This is a genomic window from Alteromonas sp. 5NW40-0090 (assembly GCF_057552975.1).
The window spans coordinates 54,231-71,783 of the sequence record NZ_BAAJLT010000012.1; the positions used below are offsets into that span (position 1 = coordinate 54,231).

A 17,553-nucleotide genomic window follows, 5' to 3' on the forward strand; every position below is an offset into this window, starting at 1 on the left:
TTATGCAGCTGGTACCAACTGCTTTACTACACCTAACAATTGCTCTGGCTCGACGGGTTTGACAAGCCAGCCTGTAGCACCAGCAGCTTTCGCTTCTTCTCGACGACTTTGCTGCGACTCTGTGGTTAACATCAACATGGGGGTAAACCTAAATTTAGATTGCTGCTTTAGTGTTTTTATTAGTTCTATACCGTTCATACCCGGCATGTTTAAATCCGTTATTATTAATTTGGGCGATATGGACTCAAGTGCCGCCATCGCTGCCTCTGCACTTTCTGATTTTGTTACTGTATAGCCTGCCCGTTTAAGCAGCATTTCCATACTCATTAGCATTGTTGCTGAATCATCTACTAAGTGTATTGCGCTCATTGCATTACCTCTTGTTTCTAGCCGATTAATTGTTTACATAATTCAGTATAGTCGTGTGCGCCACGACTGTGAGGAGCATAAGCAAAAACGGGTTTGTTTTGAGCAAATGCCTCGGCTAATTTGATACTCTTTCTTATGGGAACCAGCACTTTGTTGCGCCCGTAGCGTTCATACCAGCCACTAAGTTCCTGCCTGTGAAGCTTTAAATTTTGTTCAACCATTACGGGTAAAATGGTTAGCCTAGTCGCTCTGAACTTTCGCTCCGCCATAGCATTTCTGCAGGCCGTTAATAATTTTTGCACGCCGTCAGTGGCAAGCGGTAAAGGCGTAGCTGGAATAATAATGTCGGTAGCGGCTGATAGCGCGGCCATCAGTTGCGGACTCAGGGTCGGCGGTGTATCGATTAACACAATGTCGAAATGTGTTGTAACAGGAACTGAATCGCACCAATTACGTAAAGTGTCTAAAGTAATGTTATCGTTCGTATTGGCCTTGTTCGTATCTACATTGGTTGCGTAAATGTTTTCTGAGCATTTCACTACTGACGTGAAAAAGTGGCTAATTGGTAATTCGGTAATTTCGTTTTGTGGTGCACATCCAAGCGCTTTTAAGCCATGCATCACGTGCCCCTGATTATCAAGGTCTATGACCATAACTCGTTTACCCGCTTGGGCGAAACCATAAGCAAGGTTCACTACCGTTGTAGTTTTTGCTGTACCGCCTTTGCGATTAGCCACCGTGATCACTTTCATTCGCACCACACATTACTTTTGTTATTCATCATTTTAGTGAGCCAAATCAGCTTTTCAGATTCTGGCCACACACTGACTTTTGGCTTCTTTGCGAGCAGTACCTGATATACCGCAGTGTGTGCACTGACTAAGGCCTTTAAATTAACTTGCCGAGAGACTTCTTCGTTTAGCCAGGCAAACAGGCTTTCTGCCTCTTCAATTTCGCAATGTCCGGTCATCACCGCCACTTTCTTTTTGAACGCTATAGGCATTGAGCTAATACCTCTTGTACATTGATGATTAACAGCACACGCCCGTCACCAAGCAACGCTGTTCCCGAAAAGTGCGCGTATCCCGCTAGCACCCCTTCAAGAGGTTTTTGAATAACATCAATACCCTCGTGAAATTTATCGATGATTAACCCGAACTCTCCCTGTGGTGTTGCTACCACCAAAATTGAGTGCTCTTCTTTTTCCTCTGCCTCTTCAAAACCCAATGCGTCGCGCAGATTACACAGTGGTATTAGCTTTTCTCGAATAACAAGAACCTGTTCGTTGCGAATGCGCTGAATGTCTGAGGTGGGCACTTTTACAGTTTCCACCACCGCATCCATTCCCACACCAAACATTTGGTCGTTTACTTCAAACATCATTACACGGTTAACCGACATAGTTTGAGGTAGCAGCAATTTGAAAGTAGTACCTACGCCTACTTCGCTGTGCATTTCGATAGTGCCGCCTGCCTGGCTTACCATTGTTTTTACCGCATCCATACCGACGCCGCGTCCAGACAAATCTGAGACTTGTTCTGAGGTAGAAAAACCAGCAGCGAATATGAGTTGCAGAGCTTCGTTATCGTCTAGGCTCTCTAGTTGAGCTTCGCTGATGACCCCTTTTTGAAAGGCGAGTAGTTTAATTTTTTGAGGATCTATCCCTTTACCATCATCGCGGATTTCAATAATTACGCTGTCATCAAGAGGCGTAGCAATAAGGTCAATACGACCCATTTCTGACTTGCCCGCTGCAATCCGCTCAGACGGTGACTCAATACCGTGATCGATGCTGTTTCTCAATAAATGAATAAGCGGCTCTGAAAGTGATTCAATTAAGTTTTTATCGAACTCGGTGTCTTCACCTTGCATACAAAGCTCAATTTTTTTATCGAGCTTCCTCGCTAAGTCCCTCACTAAGCGAGGATAGCGTTGGAATACATGAGAGACAGGTACCATGCGTATTTGCAATACCGCACTTTGCAGCGACTCAGTTAAGCGATTAACAATAGAAAAATGCGCTTTAATTTGCTTACTAAGCTTTCTGCTTCCTCCTTCCTCCTCGGCTTGTTTGGCCAGATAAGGCAATGAGTTTTTCGCCACCGTGAGTTCGCCAACAATATCCATTAAGTAGTCAATTTTAGCTTGGTCGACTTTTAGCATCTTAACTGCTTGGCGCTCGGTTTTTACTGGCTGTGCATTGTCTTCTGCGCTGCTTAAGGGTTTAGTGTCGCTCACAGCTTCAGCGCTCTCTGCCGTATACTCGGTCTGCGATGCTTCTACTGATGTTTCTTCTGCGCTTTCTTGCTTTTGTACTTCATCGGCTTGCTCCTTAATTGTTTCGTCATCTAGCGCATTACAAATGGCAACGGCCACGGCGTCTTCGTCACTAAAGGTTTCGCCTAAGATATTTCCTACCAGCCCTGCGATAGAGGGAAACATAAACTCTGACTTATAGCTGTCTGAATTCAAAAGCGTGAGCTGTTGTGTAAGGATCGCTTTTTCATGGGGCGCTAACGTTTTTCCACACAGCATAGAAGCATGTGGTGAATTTCCTTTAGTTTCCTGTGGGCTATCGTCGCCAAGATTGCCAGCCGTGCTGTCGGTAGAAGTACTTTCTGCGCTAAATGCAGTACTGTCCTTATCAATATGAGTATCTTCACTACCACTTTCATTGGCTTGCGCGTCCCGATTCAGAAAGTCGAGTTCGCCTGCTGTCGATAAGCATTCCAGCACCGCGCGCTTCGCATCATCAAAAAGAGCATCACTTACGTCCTGGGAAGCAAGCAACAGCCCTGCACTAGCGTGCACCTGCTCAAGATCATTCTCTTTCAGTGCATCCGATAACGTTTGGTCAGCAATGAGGGCAACATTATCTTTGATTTTATCTACGCAACTTGCTCTTAACGCTTGGCTAGTAAATACCGTAAGGGAATATTGCCCTTCGTAATAAGCCATGTGCTGCTTAATTGCGTCTGCATCTGCACAACCAAGTGCTTCGATATTGGTCACACAGTTGTAAATATCGGCATCATGGTTTAGTTCGGGCATATCTATGTTGAACGCTTTAAGACCCGGTAAAGCAAGCGCCACATTTATAGGGTCTTCACCCCGAAAGAAACAGCCTTCATCTGGCGTGTATTTAATATGGTAACAAAATGGCCCTTCGACCTGACTTAAAAGCTTAAGGTCAGCGTTATCACTAAAAGCCGCCAACATGTCTCTTTGTTCGTCAGTCAGTGTTTTATCATCTGATGATGTCAAATCATTATGTGCAGCGTTATTTTCGTTACCAGGCGAGTCTAAACCATTAGGGTCGATAAAATGCCTTAACTGTGCTCCTAACTTAGCCGAGATGGGTTGCCACTGCTCTAGGTCTTGTGAGCCCACCTCTAGTTCGTCAAACCATATCGAAATTTGATCTAAGGCTTCTAGCAGTAAGTCGCCTATATCGTCACTAAAATTCACTTCGTTCGCTCTTACACTATCGAGCAAGTCCTCTGCCGCATGGGCTAACCGAGTTAAAGGTTTAATATCAAATAAGTCAGACGACCCTTTGATAGTGTGCAAGTCGCGAAAGATTTTATCTACGCGTTCTGATGCTGGTCCAGACGATTGAATTGCTAACAGCTCTTGGCTTGCCGATTCTAAGTTCTCTCGCGACTCTCCAATAAAGACATCAAGTAATTCACTCATTGGCGCTCCCTCCAATCACTGCACTCACCACCGACTTAAGCATGTCTGCATCGACAGGTTTGGTCATGTAGTAATTTGCACCGCACTGATAAGCGCGCTCAGCATCTTGATTAGCCGACTCTGTGCTGATCATGATTATAGGCACTGCGCGTAAGGCATCGTTGCGGCGAATCTCTTTACACAGTCGATAGCCATCCATTTTTGGCATATTCACATCAACGAGGAACAAGTCGACCTGCGTCCCTATGGCTTTTTCTAACGCCTCTACACCATTTTCTGCTTCTTCAATTATCCTGTCAGGAGTAGATACCAGCATTTTATGGAACATTCTTACCGTAGAGGCATCATCAACAATCATTACTGTTTTCATGTTAAGCCCCTCCTGCAAGTGGCTTTTGATAGGCAATCACATCGCCAAACTTGCGAACCTTGAACATTGACGAAATTCGACTCATCGACTCGCTGTGTCCCAAAAAGATATAGCCGCCAGGCTTCATGGCGTCGTAAAGCACGTGCGCCGCTTTTTTTCGAGATTCATCATCAAAATAAATAAGCAAGTTGCGACAAAAAATAAGGTCAAAATGCCGAAACTGTTTCATGTTGCTGCCCGACAAAATATTAGCCAATGTGAATGACACCGACTCACGAATATCTTCACTTAGCTGGTATTGTCCATTGACTTCTTTGAAGTATTTTTTGACGAGAGGCAGCGGGATATTCTGTACAGAACGTTTTGAATATAGCCCTTTCTTTGCTGACGCCAGCACGTTGCTGTCGATATCAGATGAAACCAACTCTACATCTCTGTGTTCTAGGCCTTTCCAATACTCAATAAGGTATATTGCAATAGAGTATGGCTCCTCTCCCGTGCTTGAGGGAACTGACCAAATTCTCAAATCTTCTCCTGGCGCACGGTAACCATCTAGCTCATCCATGATGTCTCGTACCATTGCCTCAAACTGGTATTCTTCGCGAAAGAAATAGGTTTCATTCACCGTCATCGAATTCACAAGATTTTGGAACTCTTCACCCGATGCTTGAAAACGCATATAGGTAAAATAGCCTTTAAACGTTGTGTGACCCGTGGCTTTCATCCGCTCATGAAGACGCTTATCAACGAAGTAGCGCTTTGAATCTTCAAAGTGAATGCCCGTTTTTCGATAAAACATAGAGCGGAACCGTTCAAAGTCGGCAGCATCTATTTTTTCTAGCACTGCGTTACTCATCACCGCCCCTTACTTGGTTTCGTATCAATGAAATAACAAATTGGATATAGCTATGATTTGGGAATCGACTTTCTACGGTTTGCAATATCTCTAACGTAGACACGTCGGCAATTTCGGCGAGTTTATCTAGTGCTGTACCGACTACATTTTCATTGTCATCGTTAAGTGCAAACTGATGTAGCCAGTTTACTGCCTCAATGTGCGCCACTGCGCCAATAATATCCACACAGAAAATACGTGTATCGGGGTCGTCGTCATGCATCAACATATTCACGTTAGCGGCGAATATATCTGGGTTTTGCTGCATGAGCTCTATAGCACCGTTTCGAAGCTGTACATGTTCGCTCTTGAGCATAGTAAGCACTTGTGACGCGTGACTTTCTGACATGTCATGTTCAAGAGCACTAAAAAGTGCCTCGATTACGGTAGGGTCGTCTTCGTGTGGCAGTCTGCTGAGAAACACATCGTGGGCGTCTTTCTGGCCACTCAAATCTCTTACTGCCCATCGGCGAACGTCACAGTCGTCTGAATTTAAGTCGCTAATCAATTGTTCTGTAGTTCTGGGGTGTTCGCGCTTTTCTTCAAAGTCTTCAGAAATATTGGCAACAGGCTCCACTTTCTTTTTCAAACCCATTTTTACTACTCCTATTAACGACAAAGCGCATTTAATTTCGATGCGACCTTTGGACTGTCTAGTACAAAACTGGCGCAGCCTGCTTCGATAAGCTCTTTGGGCATTCCGAACACGACCGACGTGGCTTCGCTCTCCGCGATAGTTGTTGCTCCTTCTTTAAATGCTTTACTCATTGCGGCAACCCCATCACAGCCCATCCCAGTTAGTTGAACACATAGCATGGAAAGCGGCTTGTAGTAGTTGAGTGCGCTATCAACCATTCGATCTACACTGGGGTGCCACAGAAAGCTGGGACTAGATGGTACAGGGCGCGCCGACACTTCACTGCCTACTTTGGAAAACGCAAGGTCCGCGTCCCCCTTAGCCAAGTAAATAGTGCCAGGTTGAATAGGCATTTTCCTATTCACTTCAACGACATTGAGTGGGCTAAGGCCATCTAAACGCTTTGCCAGCGCACTGGTAAAAGACGCGGGCATATGTTGAGAAATAACGACTGGAACAGGAAGGGCCGGACTCAGGTTTGCGACCAAATGCTCTAGTTTTTTCGGCCCCCCTGTTGAGACACCCACAAGCACTATTTCAAATGCCGCACTGCTCGTGTTTCGCACAACCCTTTGTTTGACAACGGGCGGCGCTTTAATGGTGGGACGCTGGGGTTTACCGGTTTTCGCTAACGCGTTTATTTTATTTACTAGAGGCACCGCTAAATCAGATATATCCCGCGTAACTGTACCTCCTGTTTTAAGCACAAAGTCACTGGCGCCAAGAGCAAGTGCTTCCAAAGTGATAGTTGCACCTTTCTGCGTTAAAGAGGACACCATGATAATTGGGCATGTATAAAGCTTTTTTAGCATAGCTAAGCAGGTCATGCCGTCCATCACCGGCATATTAATATCCAAGGTGATACAGTCGGGTTCGAACTCTACGGCTTTCGTTAACGCTTCTTCGCCGTTTCGCGCCACCTGAACAACAAACCCCTCTTTTTCGAAGAGTTGAGTAAACAGCTTTCGCATCAACGCAGAGTCATCAACGATAAGTACTTTAACTGTCATACACTACCTCAATCGTCTTCTTAACACTGCTGTTGTGCCGCGGTTACGGCGTTGTCATTGAGTAACACATTGGGTTCGATGATCTGGATGATGCGCTTTTCGTCATTAAGCTTTATCAAGCGGTTTAAAAATTCAGACTGCATATCAGACAGTGAAGGCGCATTTTCGATGGTTTGTCTCACCACCGTTTTTACTTCCGCCACACCATCGACAATGAATCCCGTGCGCTGCTTGTCTTTGGTTAGAACAACAATGCGCTGGCGCTCTGAGGTCTCGCTGCTAGGCATACCCAAGCGACTGCGCAAGTCGATGACAGGCAGCACCGTACCACGAAGGTTCACAATTCCTTTTAAGTAATCGGGCGTGCTCGGCACACTTTCGAGTTTTTCAGGCACGCGCGTAATTTCTTGAGTATCGTCAATGCTCACGCCATATTCTTGCCCGTTAATCCAAAAGATGACGTATTGTTCGCAATCATCTTCATCAATAGTCACATCATTGCCTTCGCTCATTTGCGACTCCTGCTTGATATCGTCTTCAATGCTGCTAAGTGCGCTCATTAATGCACGACCGTAGATGTTAGAAAGGTTAATAATTGACACTAGTCGTTTGCCGCCATCGCTGCGATATACTGCTTCTAGCAAGCCTGATTCCGCGCCGTCATTACATACTGAAGGCACACTCTCTAGCTCTGAATCAGATATAGACACCACATTACTAACTTTAGCGACGACAAAGCCTACGCTGCCGAACTCACTGTTTTGCGTTACCACTATTCGCGAGGCTTCGTTGATATCGGTATGCATCATGCCTATAGCATTGGAAAGGTCGACAATCGGGATAATACGGCCACGAAGATTTACCAACCCCAACACTGCTGGCGCGCTGTCTGGCAACTGAGAAATTTCTGAAGGTACTCGCACGATTTCTTCTACATCTTGGAGATGAAAAGCGAACTCTTGCTCTTCAAGAGAAAAACAAACTAGCTGCTGTAGACTGTCATCCTCTTCGGCTTCTTGAACTTCGTCGTTATCAATACGTTTCATTCCCGATAACTGCATGGCGTTACCGTCCTGCTTTGTTACAGCTTGCGCTTTAGCAAGTGCAGATACATCCAGAATTTGCTCGACTGGCTGGTCAGTTTGTTTAATGATGCCCAGCATGTAGTCATAGGCGATAGAGTCTGTCATTGCCGATTTATCAATGACTGTGTCGTTAGGTGCGCTGTACACACGAAGTACTCTATCAACTAAGAAACCAATGCTGCCAAGCTCAGACTCAACGACAATAACGCGAGTCACATCACTTGTTTGTGTATGGGTTCCCAGCAAAATCGCGCTTAGGTCATAAACGGGCAATACATTTCCACGAAGATTAGCTAAACCAATCATTTGCGGCGGCCCCAGCGGTACCGACACCATTGTCGGCACGCGAATAATTTCCCCTACGGACAACATAGGAAAAGTAAAGCGCTCTTTGTTGACCAAGAAGGAGACAAACTGTTGTTCGCCGTCCGCCGCTTGTTCTGTATTGCGTTCAGGTTCGTCAAAAGTGTTATCGTTACTCATGAGGCAGCTCCTCTTTAAAGCCTAGGGCGATGGATTAGCCGTTTTGCATTTCATCTGCTACTGAAGCGATTTCTTCAATAGACTTAGCCAGTATCTCCATGCCCTTACTTTGCTGGTCGGCCGCGTTAAGTGCCTGCTGACAGTTACTGCTCGCTTGCTCATTTGCTGTCGCAATTTGCTCTAGCCCACGCTGGGCCTGAGTAACACCGGCAGCAATTTCTTCCCCCCGCTCTTTCATCGCTTGGTTATATTTCACAACTTCGTTGATGTCAGTCGCAATTTGTTCGACATCTTGCGTCGTTTGCTTCGCTTTCATGACCTCTCTAGACGCGCTTTCAGCAACGTTTGTTAAGTCAGTTTTCACGCTCATGGTTTGATCTTGAATGGCTTTGATGAGGTCTTTTATCTGCTCTACGTTTTCAGCCGCTTCATCAGCTAGGCTTTGAATATCTGCTGAGACAACCGCAAAACCTTTGCCATACTCACCTGCTCGCGCCGCTTCTACCGCACCATTAACCGCCAGCATGCTGGTTTTCACTGATACTGTGGTGATAGTATCGATAACCTTGTCTATTTGACGTGTCATGACTTCCATCTCACTGATGGCACTCACATTTTCCTTGCTAGTTTCAAGCGCAAGGTTTATGCCGCTAACCATTCCCTCAATCAACGCACGGTTTTCTTTAAGCAATCCAGTAATAGCACGCCCTTTCTCTAACGATAAATCACACTGCGCTGAGGCGCTATCAACGCCTTCTCTTAACAGGTCTATATTTCCTACGGCTTGATCGACAGAGCTTGCTGCCTGCTGTGAACCATTATTCACCTGGGTCAGCGCCGTCATGATTTCACTGGATGAGCGATTAATTTCTTCAAGAGTTGCTGACAATTCTTCTGCTGACGAGGCCACCTCTTCTGCGCTCTTATTGATGTCTGTACTGTTTTTAAGCTCTTCAGTGATTATTTCTAGTGACTGTGCGGCCTGTTCAGCCTGAGATAAGGCAACGCTCTGCTCAGAGACATTAGATGACACTTCCTGGGCAGCGGTTGACTGCTCGTCGGCAGCACACGAAATTGCTTCTGAACCGGTTTGAATTTCTTTGGCTGCGGCATCCATACCCTTGACCTGCGCTTGCAGTTGTCCCGCGCCATCGGCAATACTCTGCATGTCTGATTTGATGGTTGTAAGCTGTTCGGTAACCGCTTCGCCTTTAGTCACTTCCTCAAGCGCTGCTTCTGAAGACGATTTAACCGCATCAGATACTCGATTTGATTGCTCTTGAATACGCTCTATTTGTTTGGCTATGTCAGCAGCGCTCTTATCGGAGACCTCTGCGAGTGCGCGCACCGTATCAGCGACTACGGCAAATCCCTTTCCGTGTTTACCAGCCCGTCCCGCTTCAATAGCAGCATTAAGCGCTAGCAAGTTAGTCTGATCGGCAATGCGGGTCACTTGTTTGACAGCTTCGCCGATGTTCGATGCTTGTTGTTCTAACTCGCTCATCATCACCACTGAGCGTGATTGATGCTCAGACGCAGTTTTAACACTGGTCATCATGGTGCTTAAATCGCCAACCACACGCTCAAGGTAAGTTTGGAGCTCGTTGGTTTTGTCCATTGTCGAGCCTGCCAATTCAAGCTGCGCAACCAGGCCACCTGAAATCTGAGTGATAGCCGCTAAGCTTTCTTGGCTTGCACTGCTTGACTCTTCGGCGCCGGCGGCAATCTCGTTAACCGCTGTTGAGAGTTGGTCGGTGGCACTTGATGCCTGGTTAATACCGCTGGCTAGCTCTGTTGTAGCTGAAGCTACTCGCTCTGCTGCCTGTTGCTGCCTTGCTAACGTTCTCGCTTTGCGGCGCTCCTCTTCCGCTTCTTTTCTCATTTTTGCATCTACGCGAACGGCAGGTGCGGCTACTGGGTCAGATGATTTTTTGAGCGCCATAATTAACCTCGATATATAAATGGCTGTTAATGCACCTTTTAAATATCGTTTAAATCTTACCCCCTTAAAGTATGAATCCGGATACGTTTATATAAAAACAAGCACCTAACGCACAAATTCTCGTGCCCCAACCCAAAAATGTCATTAAAGTCACAAATGGCGCTTTTTAATATTACTATATAAAAACAAAAACTTACATATTAGGTGTTATGCAAGGCGAGAATGGCAATTTTGTCAAAGTACAAAAGTCTAACAATCTTGTTAGAGGCGTGTTTTTTTTGAAAAGAAAATGTTTGAAAATGAGTAGTTTATACTTAGGTATAATAGAAAAGCGGCCATTGGCCGCTTTGGTTTGTTGCTATTTAAATCGCATTTACTGCAGTGCACTAATGATAGGAACGTTAGCTTCCGGAAAGTCTGCTGCGTTAAGCGCCTGCACATTGAGCCACCGCGACTGTTGGCCTTCCTTACCATGGGGCTCGCCGGTAAAGTCAAAAACGCGATGAACGTCTAGTTTAACTTGCTTGTCGCCGTAATCATGGGTGATCACAATCACAGGCTCGCTGCGGTTCACAATAATCCCAACTTCTTCAGCAAGCTCTCGCTTCAGCGCCTGTAGAACGGTCTCACCTGCTTCCACTTTGCCGCCAGGAAACTCCCATTTCCCGCCTTGGTGAACGTTATCTGGGCGAAGGGTAATGAAAATTTCATCGCCGCGGGCGATAACGCCCACAGCAACATGTACTACTTTCATTACTTAAGCTTACCGTGACACTGCTTATACTTTTTACCAGAGCCACAAGGACATGGGTCATTACGGCCTACTTTCGCACCTTCGCGAACTTGGGTACGTACTTTGTCACTTGCTTCTTCTGGCGTTGCGTTCGCTTCTTCGTGCTCAAAGTTCTTAGGTACATCGTCAGCTTGACGACGTTGCTCTTCTACTTTTTGCACGTCTTCTTCAGCTTGTACTTTTACACGCGCAAGAATAGTGATCACTTCAACTTTGAGCGCTTCTAGCATTTGAGAGAACAAGGCAAATGACTCACGCTTGTATTCTTGCTTAGGATTCTTCTGCGCATAGCCACGTAGGTGGATGCCTTGGCGTAGGTGATCCATTGCTGCTAAATGCTCTTTCCAATGGCTATCTAGGTTTTGTAGCATTACCGCTTTTTCAAACTGGCGCAGTACCTGCTCGCCCACTACCGCTTCTTTCTGCTTATAAGCATCCACGACTTCACCTAGAATGCGCTCTCGAAGCTTCTCTTCGTAAAGCTTGTCGTCATTTTCAAGCCAAGTCTTTATTGGTAAGTCTACGGCGAAGTCGGCTCGCATGCGCTCTTCAAGGCCGCTTACATCCCACATTTCTTCAAGAGACTGTGGCGGAATGTACTCATCGACAACACTTGAAATAACATCTTCACGAATAGCTGCGATAGTCTCGCTAATATCACCTTCATCAAGAAGTTCATTACGCTGCTCGTAAATAACTTTACGCTGATCGTTGGCTACATCATCGTATTCAAGCAATTGCTTACGAATATCGAAGTTACGGCCTTCTACCTTGCGCTGTGCATTTTCAATGGCTCGCGTTACCCATGGATGCTCAATGGCTTCACCGCGCTCCATGCCTAAACGCTTCATCATGTTACCCATTTTTTCAGAGGCAAAGATACGCATTAGTGCATCGTCTAATGACAGGTAGAAACGGCTTGAGCCCGGGTCACCCTGACGGCCTGAACGACCGCGAAGCTGGTTATCAATACGGCGAGACTCGTGACGCTCTGTACCAATGATATGTAGACCACCAGATTCAAGTACTGCGTCGTGGCTCTTCTTCCACTCAGCTTTGATCTTTTCGATTTGCGCTTCAGTTGGATTTTCAATTTTCTCAACTTCCGCTTGCCAGTTACCACCTAGCACGATATCGGTACCACGACCTGCCATGTTCGTTGCAATGGTTACAGCACCTGGCTTACCAGCTTGGGCAACGATATCCGCTTCGTGTTCGTGGAACTTTGCGTTTAGTACCTTATGAGGAATTTTCGACTTTTTAAGAATACGAGAAATCAGCTCTGAGTTCTCGATAGAAACCGTGCCTACAAGGGTAGGCTGACCGCGTTTAACGCACTCTTTAATGTCTTCAACAATAGCTTCGTATTTTTCTTCTGCCGTTAGGTAGATAAGGTCAGCCATATCTTTACGCTGCATAGGACGGTTAGTTGGAATAACTACCGTTTCTAAGCCGTAAATATGGTTAAATTCAAAGGCTTCTGTATCGGCAGTACCTGTCATACCCGCAAGCTTGTTATACAAGCGGAAGTAATTCTGGAAGGTAATTGAAGCAAGGGTTTGGTTTTCGTTTTGAATACGAACCCCTTCTTTCGCTTCTACAGCCTGGTGCAAACCTTCAGACCAGCGGCGACCTTCCATCGTACGACCCGTGTGCTCGTCTACAATAACGATTTGGTCTTCTTTAACAATGTAATCTACATCTTTCGCGAACAGCTTGTGCGCGCGTAGTGCAGCGTTAATATGGTGCAGTAATGAGATATTACCTGCAGCGAATAGCGACTCACCTTCAGGCAACAAGCCTTCTTCGTGAAGGATCTCTTCAACGTGTAATTGACCGCGCTCGGTAAGGTGTATTTGTTTTGCTTTAAGGTCGATAGTGTAATCACCATCGCCTTCTTGGCCTTCTTCATCTTCTTTTTCTTGCTGAACAAGCTTAGGAATGATGACGTTGATACGGCGATATAACTCTGAGCTATCTTCAGCCTGGCCAGAGATAATAAGTGGCGTACGGGCTTCGTCGATAAGGATTGAGTCAACTTCATCCACTACCGCATAGTTAAGCGGGCGCTGTACACGGTCTTGTGGGCTAAATGCCATATTGTCACGAAGGTAGTCAAAACCAAATTCGTTGTTGGTTCCATAGGTAACATCTGCTTGGTAAGCTTCACGCTTTTGTTGTGGTGACATACCAGGCACGTTACAGCCAACGCGCATGCCTAAGAAAGTAAATAACTGGTTACTCCACTCAGCGTCACGGCGAGCAAGGTAGTCGTTCACGGTAACAACGTGAACCCCTTTGCCTGACAAAGCGTTAAGGTAGGTTGGCAAAGTAGCTGTAAGGGTTTTACCTTCACCCGTACGCATTTCTGAAATTTTACCTTCGTGAAGTACTTGACCGCCTAGCATCTGCACGTCGAAGTGACGCATGCCGTATACCCGTTTACTCGCTTCGCGTACGGTAGCGAAGGCTTCAACAAGAATATTGTCAAGGGTTTCACCCTTTTCAATACGTGCTTTGAATTCGTCAGTTTTAGCCTTTAGCGCCTCATCAGAAAGCTTTTCAAATTCTGCTTCCAGTGCATTAATGGCATCTACGTTTTTGCGTAATTTTTTTAATAGTCGGTCGTTTCTGCTACCGAATACTTTTCGAAGGATGCTTGAAAACATTAGCTTTATTATTCCACTACTTGTCGAGGCGCCGCACATCGTGCACAGCTAAATTAAACGTATAAAACACAATATTAAATGCGTTGTGTTTTGCGATGTTCTTAAATTATGCTTCTTCGCTGTAAATGACCTTAACTAATAAGGCATTATCAACGAGGATTACCTGGCTGCTACCTACGCTACTTTTTGTAAACGAAAGGCAGAGGATCGATTGGTTTTCCGTTTCTTATCACTTCGTAGTGGACATGAACGCCAGTCGAGCGCCCCGTATTGCCCATTTTAGCAATTGGCTCCCCTTTGGTCACCACATCGCCTATTGAAACAGTAAGGGTGTCGTTGTGCCCATAGCGGGTAACAAAGCCATCACCGTGATCAATTTCTACTAGTTGGCCATAGCCATAGCGCTCACCTGCCCAGGTCACAATACCTGCGGCAGTTGCTACTACGTTTTCCCCTGCTTTACCCGCGAAGTCTAGCCCTTTGTGCATGGCAGGTTCGCCAGTAAACGGGTCAGCCCGCATACCATAATAAGAAGACAACCACCCTGACTCTATCGGACGACCAGATAATTGGCTCTGTTCGTTGATATGGTGACCCCTTACCAAACTTTCAAGCATAGACAACTGTTGAGACTTTAAATCAAGAGATTGCTCTAGTTTGGCTATTTCATGAAGGACGGGGTCGTCTTGGAGGTTTGCCGGTATCGATACCGGTACGAAAGCGTCCAGGTCAGCCGCTGACATACCTAATTCTGTTGCGATTTGCTTGCCCTTCTCGTCAAGTAGCGAGGCCTGTGCAGACAATTCGGCTACATGAGAAAGTAAAGCTTTTAGTTTTATCGTAGTTTGTTGCTTTAGCGCTTCAACGTCTTTTTGTCGTTCATTGACTTCTGTTTGCGCTAAACGAACCCGTGCTACATCTTCCGACACAGATTCAGTAGAACGGCTCGACACTAGCATAAAAATAGACGAGAGCACTGTCGCGCTCACGAGCGTACGGACACTAATACTGTGCCTGTAGCGTTTGTTTTTACCTGCTAATGTGATTGTTAATTTCATACCACGAAGAAAATTGCTGTTTCACGCCATTCTTTTTCATACCACTTCATAACACTATGAATGTGTTTTAAGCCAAAGGCGACAACCTAAAACGTATAGTTTTTTGTCGAATGGGTGAAATTTATATTAATTATTCGGTTACTGTATCATTTATTACAGCAATTGCCATATGAAAAAAAGCCGCCCGTTAGGCGGCTTTTCAAATTTTTACGCTAACGCGGGTTGAGCATAACGAATTGGTGCCGTTTCCTGCGAGTCGTAGGTCACGAACTCCCAACACTCTTTTTGCGCAAGTACTGCGTTTAATAGCTTATTGTTCAGACCATGGCCTGTTTTGTACGCACGCAATTCGCCAATTAGACTATGGCCGCCAAGGTACAAGTCACCAATAGCATCCAAAATCTTGTGCTTTAAGAATTCATCATCGTAACGTAACCCTTCAGGGTTAAGCACGCGGAACTCATCTAGCGCTACAGCATTTTCCATGCTGCCACCTAACGCTAGGTTATTAGCGTTCATATACTCTAAGTCGCGCATAAAGCCGAAGGTACGCGCACGACTTACTTCATTCACATATGAGCATGAATCAAAATCCATAACCATATGCTGACGAGTTTGACTGATCACAGGATGATCAAAGTCAATTTGGAAATCAACGCGGAAACCATCATAAGGCACTAATTCGGCCCACTTATCGCCATCTTCTACACGAACTGGCTTTTTAATACGAATAAATTGCTTAGGCGCGTTTAGCTCTTCGATACCGGCAGATTGAAGCAAAAATACGAACGGGCTAGCACTTCCGTCCATAATTGGCAGCTCGTTACTGTCTACTTCAACAATAATATTATCGATACCTAAACCTGCAAGCGCAGACGCTAAGTGCTCTACCGTTTGAATAGTCACACCGTCTTCGTTGTTCAGGCACGTACACAGCATGGTATTACCTACCGCGTTTGCACGCGAAGGTATGTCAACATGTGGTTCAAGGTCAACACGCCTAAACACGATACCCGTGTTTGCTGGCGCAGGTCGGAGAGTCATTGTGACCTTTTCCCCTTTATGAAGCCCAATTCCGGTCTCTTGTACCGATTGCTTGATTGTACGTTGTCTAATCATCTGCTTAAGCTTTTACCTATTAAAAAAGCGGGCGCGAATTATAGTGAGTTAATACTCACATGTCAAAAAATACCCGTTCTGACGGATTTAACTCTGTCAGATTACGTATTTAATCAACCTATCCACGCGAAATCTTTCACGTTGTGTAAATACACCTTACTAAGTAAGACATCACAAACGCAAAATAATTCCCTTCCGTTTCAGGCAGCTAAATTAGTCTGCCTGCTTACGAAGAAACGCAGGAATATCTAAATATTCCAAATCGTTGTCTGGCTGCGCACTATCATCAGCTTTTAGCGCCTGGTTGCCCTCTGTACCGCCTACTGCAGAACGTGGCTCACTTGATTGCGTGTTACCGTATTCTTTTGCAGGCTGAGTTAGACGAGAACCTTCAGAGCTAACTAGCGAAATGTCAGGCTTGCGCTCTGCGCCAATACCGGTTGCAACAACCGTTACGCGAAGCTCATCTGTCATTTCCATATCGATAACCGTGCCAACAACCACTGTGGCATTTTCTGAAGCAAATGCTTTAACGGCGTTACCAACAGTCTCAAACTCGTCGATAGCGAAATCTGGACCAGCCGTAATATTCACAAGAATACCGCGCGCGCCTGACAAATCGATATCTTCAAGAAGCGGGCTAGCAATCGCTGCTTCAGCAGCTTCTTCAGCACGGTCTGGACCGCTTGCTGCACCACTACCCATCATTGCTTTGCCCATTTCAGACATAACAGTACGTACGTCTGCAAAGTCAACGTTGATAAGACCAGGGCGAGTGATAAGCTCGGCAATACCTTGAACTGCACCGCGTAATACGTCATTTGCTGCGCTAAACGCTTGAAGAAGCGGCGTGCCCGGACCCATTACTTTAAGTAGTTTTTCGTTTGGAATAGTAATTAACGAGTCAACGTTGTTAGACAGTTCAACAATACCCTGTTCAGCAAACGAAGTACGCTTTTTACCTTCAAATGGGAATGGCTTAGTTACCACAGCTACCGTAAGAATACCCATTTCACGTGCAATCTTCGCCACTTCTGGCGCTGCACCCGTGCCTGTACCACCACCCATACCGGCAGTGATGAAAACCATATCTGCACCGTCTAGTGCCTGACGAATGGTTTCTCTGTCTTCTTGTGCTGCTTCACGACCAATGTTCGGATCAGCACCTGCACCTAACCCTTTCGTTACACTTGAACCAATTTGAAGTGTAACGTCTGCACTTGAGCTGCGAAGCACCTGTGCATCGGTGTTAACTGCAATAAATTCTACGCCTTCAATGCTTTGAGACACCATGTGCTCAACAGCATTGCCGCCGCCGCCACCGACACCGATGACTTTGATTACGGCTTCTTCGCCGTGACTATCCATTAATTCGAACATACTTACTCTCCGGTTGTACGTCTTTTTAAACACTACGCCAGGTCATT

General features: G+C 45.8%; 15 protein-coding genes. All 15 read right to left on the minus strand.

What is annotated here, in order from left to right; genetic code table 11:
• The 15 genes from AC27KT_RS15230 to ftsZ all read right to left on the minus strand — a co-directional run bounded on the left by AC27KT_RS15230 (window position 1) and on the right by ftsZ (window position 17,506).
• The gene (locus tag AC27KT_RS15230; RefSeq protein ID WP_012519437.1) at window positions 1–369 is read right to left on the minus strand and encodes a response regulator; all 369 of its coding nucleotides are present in this window, start codon (window positions 367–369) and stop codon (window positions 1–3) included.
• A gap of 17 nt (window positions 370–386) precedes the next feature.
• On the minus strand, window positions 387–1,121 hold the full coding sequence (locus tag AC27KT_RS15235; RefSeq protein WP_136782014.1) for a ParA family protein: 735 nt from the start codon (window positions 1,119–1,121) through the stop codon (window positions 387–389).
• The gene (locus AC27KT_RS15240; RefSeq protein WP_136782013.1) at window positions 1,118–1,372 is read right to left on the minus strand and encodes a hypothetical protein; all 255 of its coding nucleotides are present in this window, start codon (window positions 1,370–1,372) and stop codon (window positions 1,118–1,120) included. The genes AC27KT_RS15235 and AC27KT_RS15240 overlap by 4 nt, the downstream gene beginning before the upstream one ends.
• Entirely contained in the window at window positions 1,363–4,065 is a 2,703-nt protein-coding gene (locus AC27KT_RS15245) for a chemotaxis protein CheA (protein ID WP_487131343.1), read from the minus strand. The genes AC27KT_RS15240 and AC27KT_RS15245 overlap by 10 nt, the downstream gene beginning before the upstream one ends.
• Window positions 4,058–4,435, minus strand: coding sequence for a response regulator (locus AC27KT_RS15250; protein WP_179984258.1), 378 nt, complete (start codon window positions 4,433–4,435; stop codon window positions 4,058–4,060). The genes AC27KT_RS15245 and AC27KT_RS15250 overlap by 8 nt, the downstream gene beginning before the upstream one ends.
• Window position 4,436: 1 nt before the next feature.
• The gene (locus AC27KT_RS15255) at window positions 4,437–5,291 is read right to left on the minus strand and encodes a CheR family methyltransferase (protein WP_487131346.1); all 855 of its coding nucleotides are present in this window, start codon (window positions 5,289–5,291) and stop codon (window positions 4,437–4,439) included.
• Window positions 5,284–5,925: a HEAT repeat domain-containing protein gene (locus AC27KT_RS15260; RefSeq protein WP_487131348.1), complete on the minus strand. Its 642-nt coding sequence runs from the start codon at window positions 5,923–5,925 to the stop codon at window positions 5,284–5,286. The genes AC27KT_RS15255 and AC27KT_RS15260 overlap by 8 nt, the downstream gene beginning before the upstream one ends.
• A gap of 14 nt (window positions 5,926–5,939) precedes the next feature.
• Complete coding sequence (gene cheB, locus AC27KT_RS15265) at window positions 5,940–6,977, minus strand: chemotaxis-specific protein-glutamate methyltransferase CheB (RefSeq protein ID WP_487131350.1); 1,038 nt, start codon at window positions 6,975–6,977, stop codon at window positions 5,940–5,942.
• A 20-nt stretch (window positions 6,978–6,997) separates the two neighbouring features.
• Window positions 6,998–8,545: a chemotaxis protein CheW gene (locus tag AC27KT_RS15270; protein WP_487131352.1), complete on the minus strand. Its 1,548-nt coding sequence runs from the start codon at window positions 8,543–8,545 to the stop codon at window positions 6,998–7,000.
• A 34-nt stretch (window positions 8,546–8,579) separates the two neighbouring features.
• The gene (locus AC27KT_RS15275) at window positions 8,580–10,487 is read right to left on the minus strand and encodes a methyl-accepting chemotaxis protein (protein ID WP_487131354.1); all 1,908 of its coding nucleotides are present in this window, start codon (window positions 10,485–10,487) and stop codon (window positions 8,580–8,582) included.
• Between the two features lie 373 nt (window positions 10,488–10,860).
• Window positions 10,861–11,241 carry an 8-oxo-dGTP diphosphatase MutT gene (mutT, locus tag AC27KT_RS15280; RefSeq protein WP_487131356.1) on the minus strand — a complete coding sequence of 127 codons (381 nt, stop codon included), beginning with the start codon at window positions 11,239–11,241 and terminating at the stop codon, window positions 10,861–10,863.
• Window positions 11,241–13,949, minus strand: coding sequence for a preprotein translocase subunit SecA (gene secA / locus AC27KT_RS15285; RefSeq protein WP_487131358.1), 2,709 nt, complete (start codon window positions 13,947–13,949; stop codon window positions 11,241–11,243). Before secA ends, mutT begins: the two co-directional genes overlap by 1 nt.
• A gap of 179 nt (window positions 13,950–14,128) precedes the next feature.
• Window positions 14,129–15,007: a peptidoglycan DD-metalloendopeptidase family protein gene (locus AC27KT_RS15290; protein ID WP_487131360.1), complete on the minus strand. Its 879-nt coding sequence runs from the start codon at window positions 15,005–15,007 to the stop codon at window positions 14,129–14,131.
• Between the two features lie 207 nt (window positions 15,008–15,214).
• A complete protein-coding gene (gene lpxC, locus AC27KT_RS15295) occupies window positions 15,215–16,126 on the minus strand; it encodes a UDP-3-O-acyl-N-acetylglucosamine deacetylase (protein ID WP_014950423.1) in 912 nt (303 codons plus the stop codon).
• Between the two features lie 213 nt (window positions 16,127–16,339).
• Window positions 16,340–17,506: a cell division protein FtsZ gene (gene ftsZ / locus AC27KT_RS15300; RefSeq protein WP_039218654.1), complete on the minus strand. Its 1,167-nt coding sequence runs from the start codon at window positions 17,504–17,506 to the stop codon at window positions 16,340–16,342.
• Window positions 17,507–17,553 lie beyond the last annotated feature (47 nt).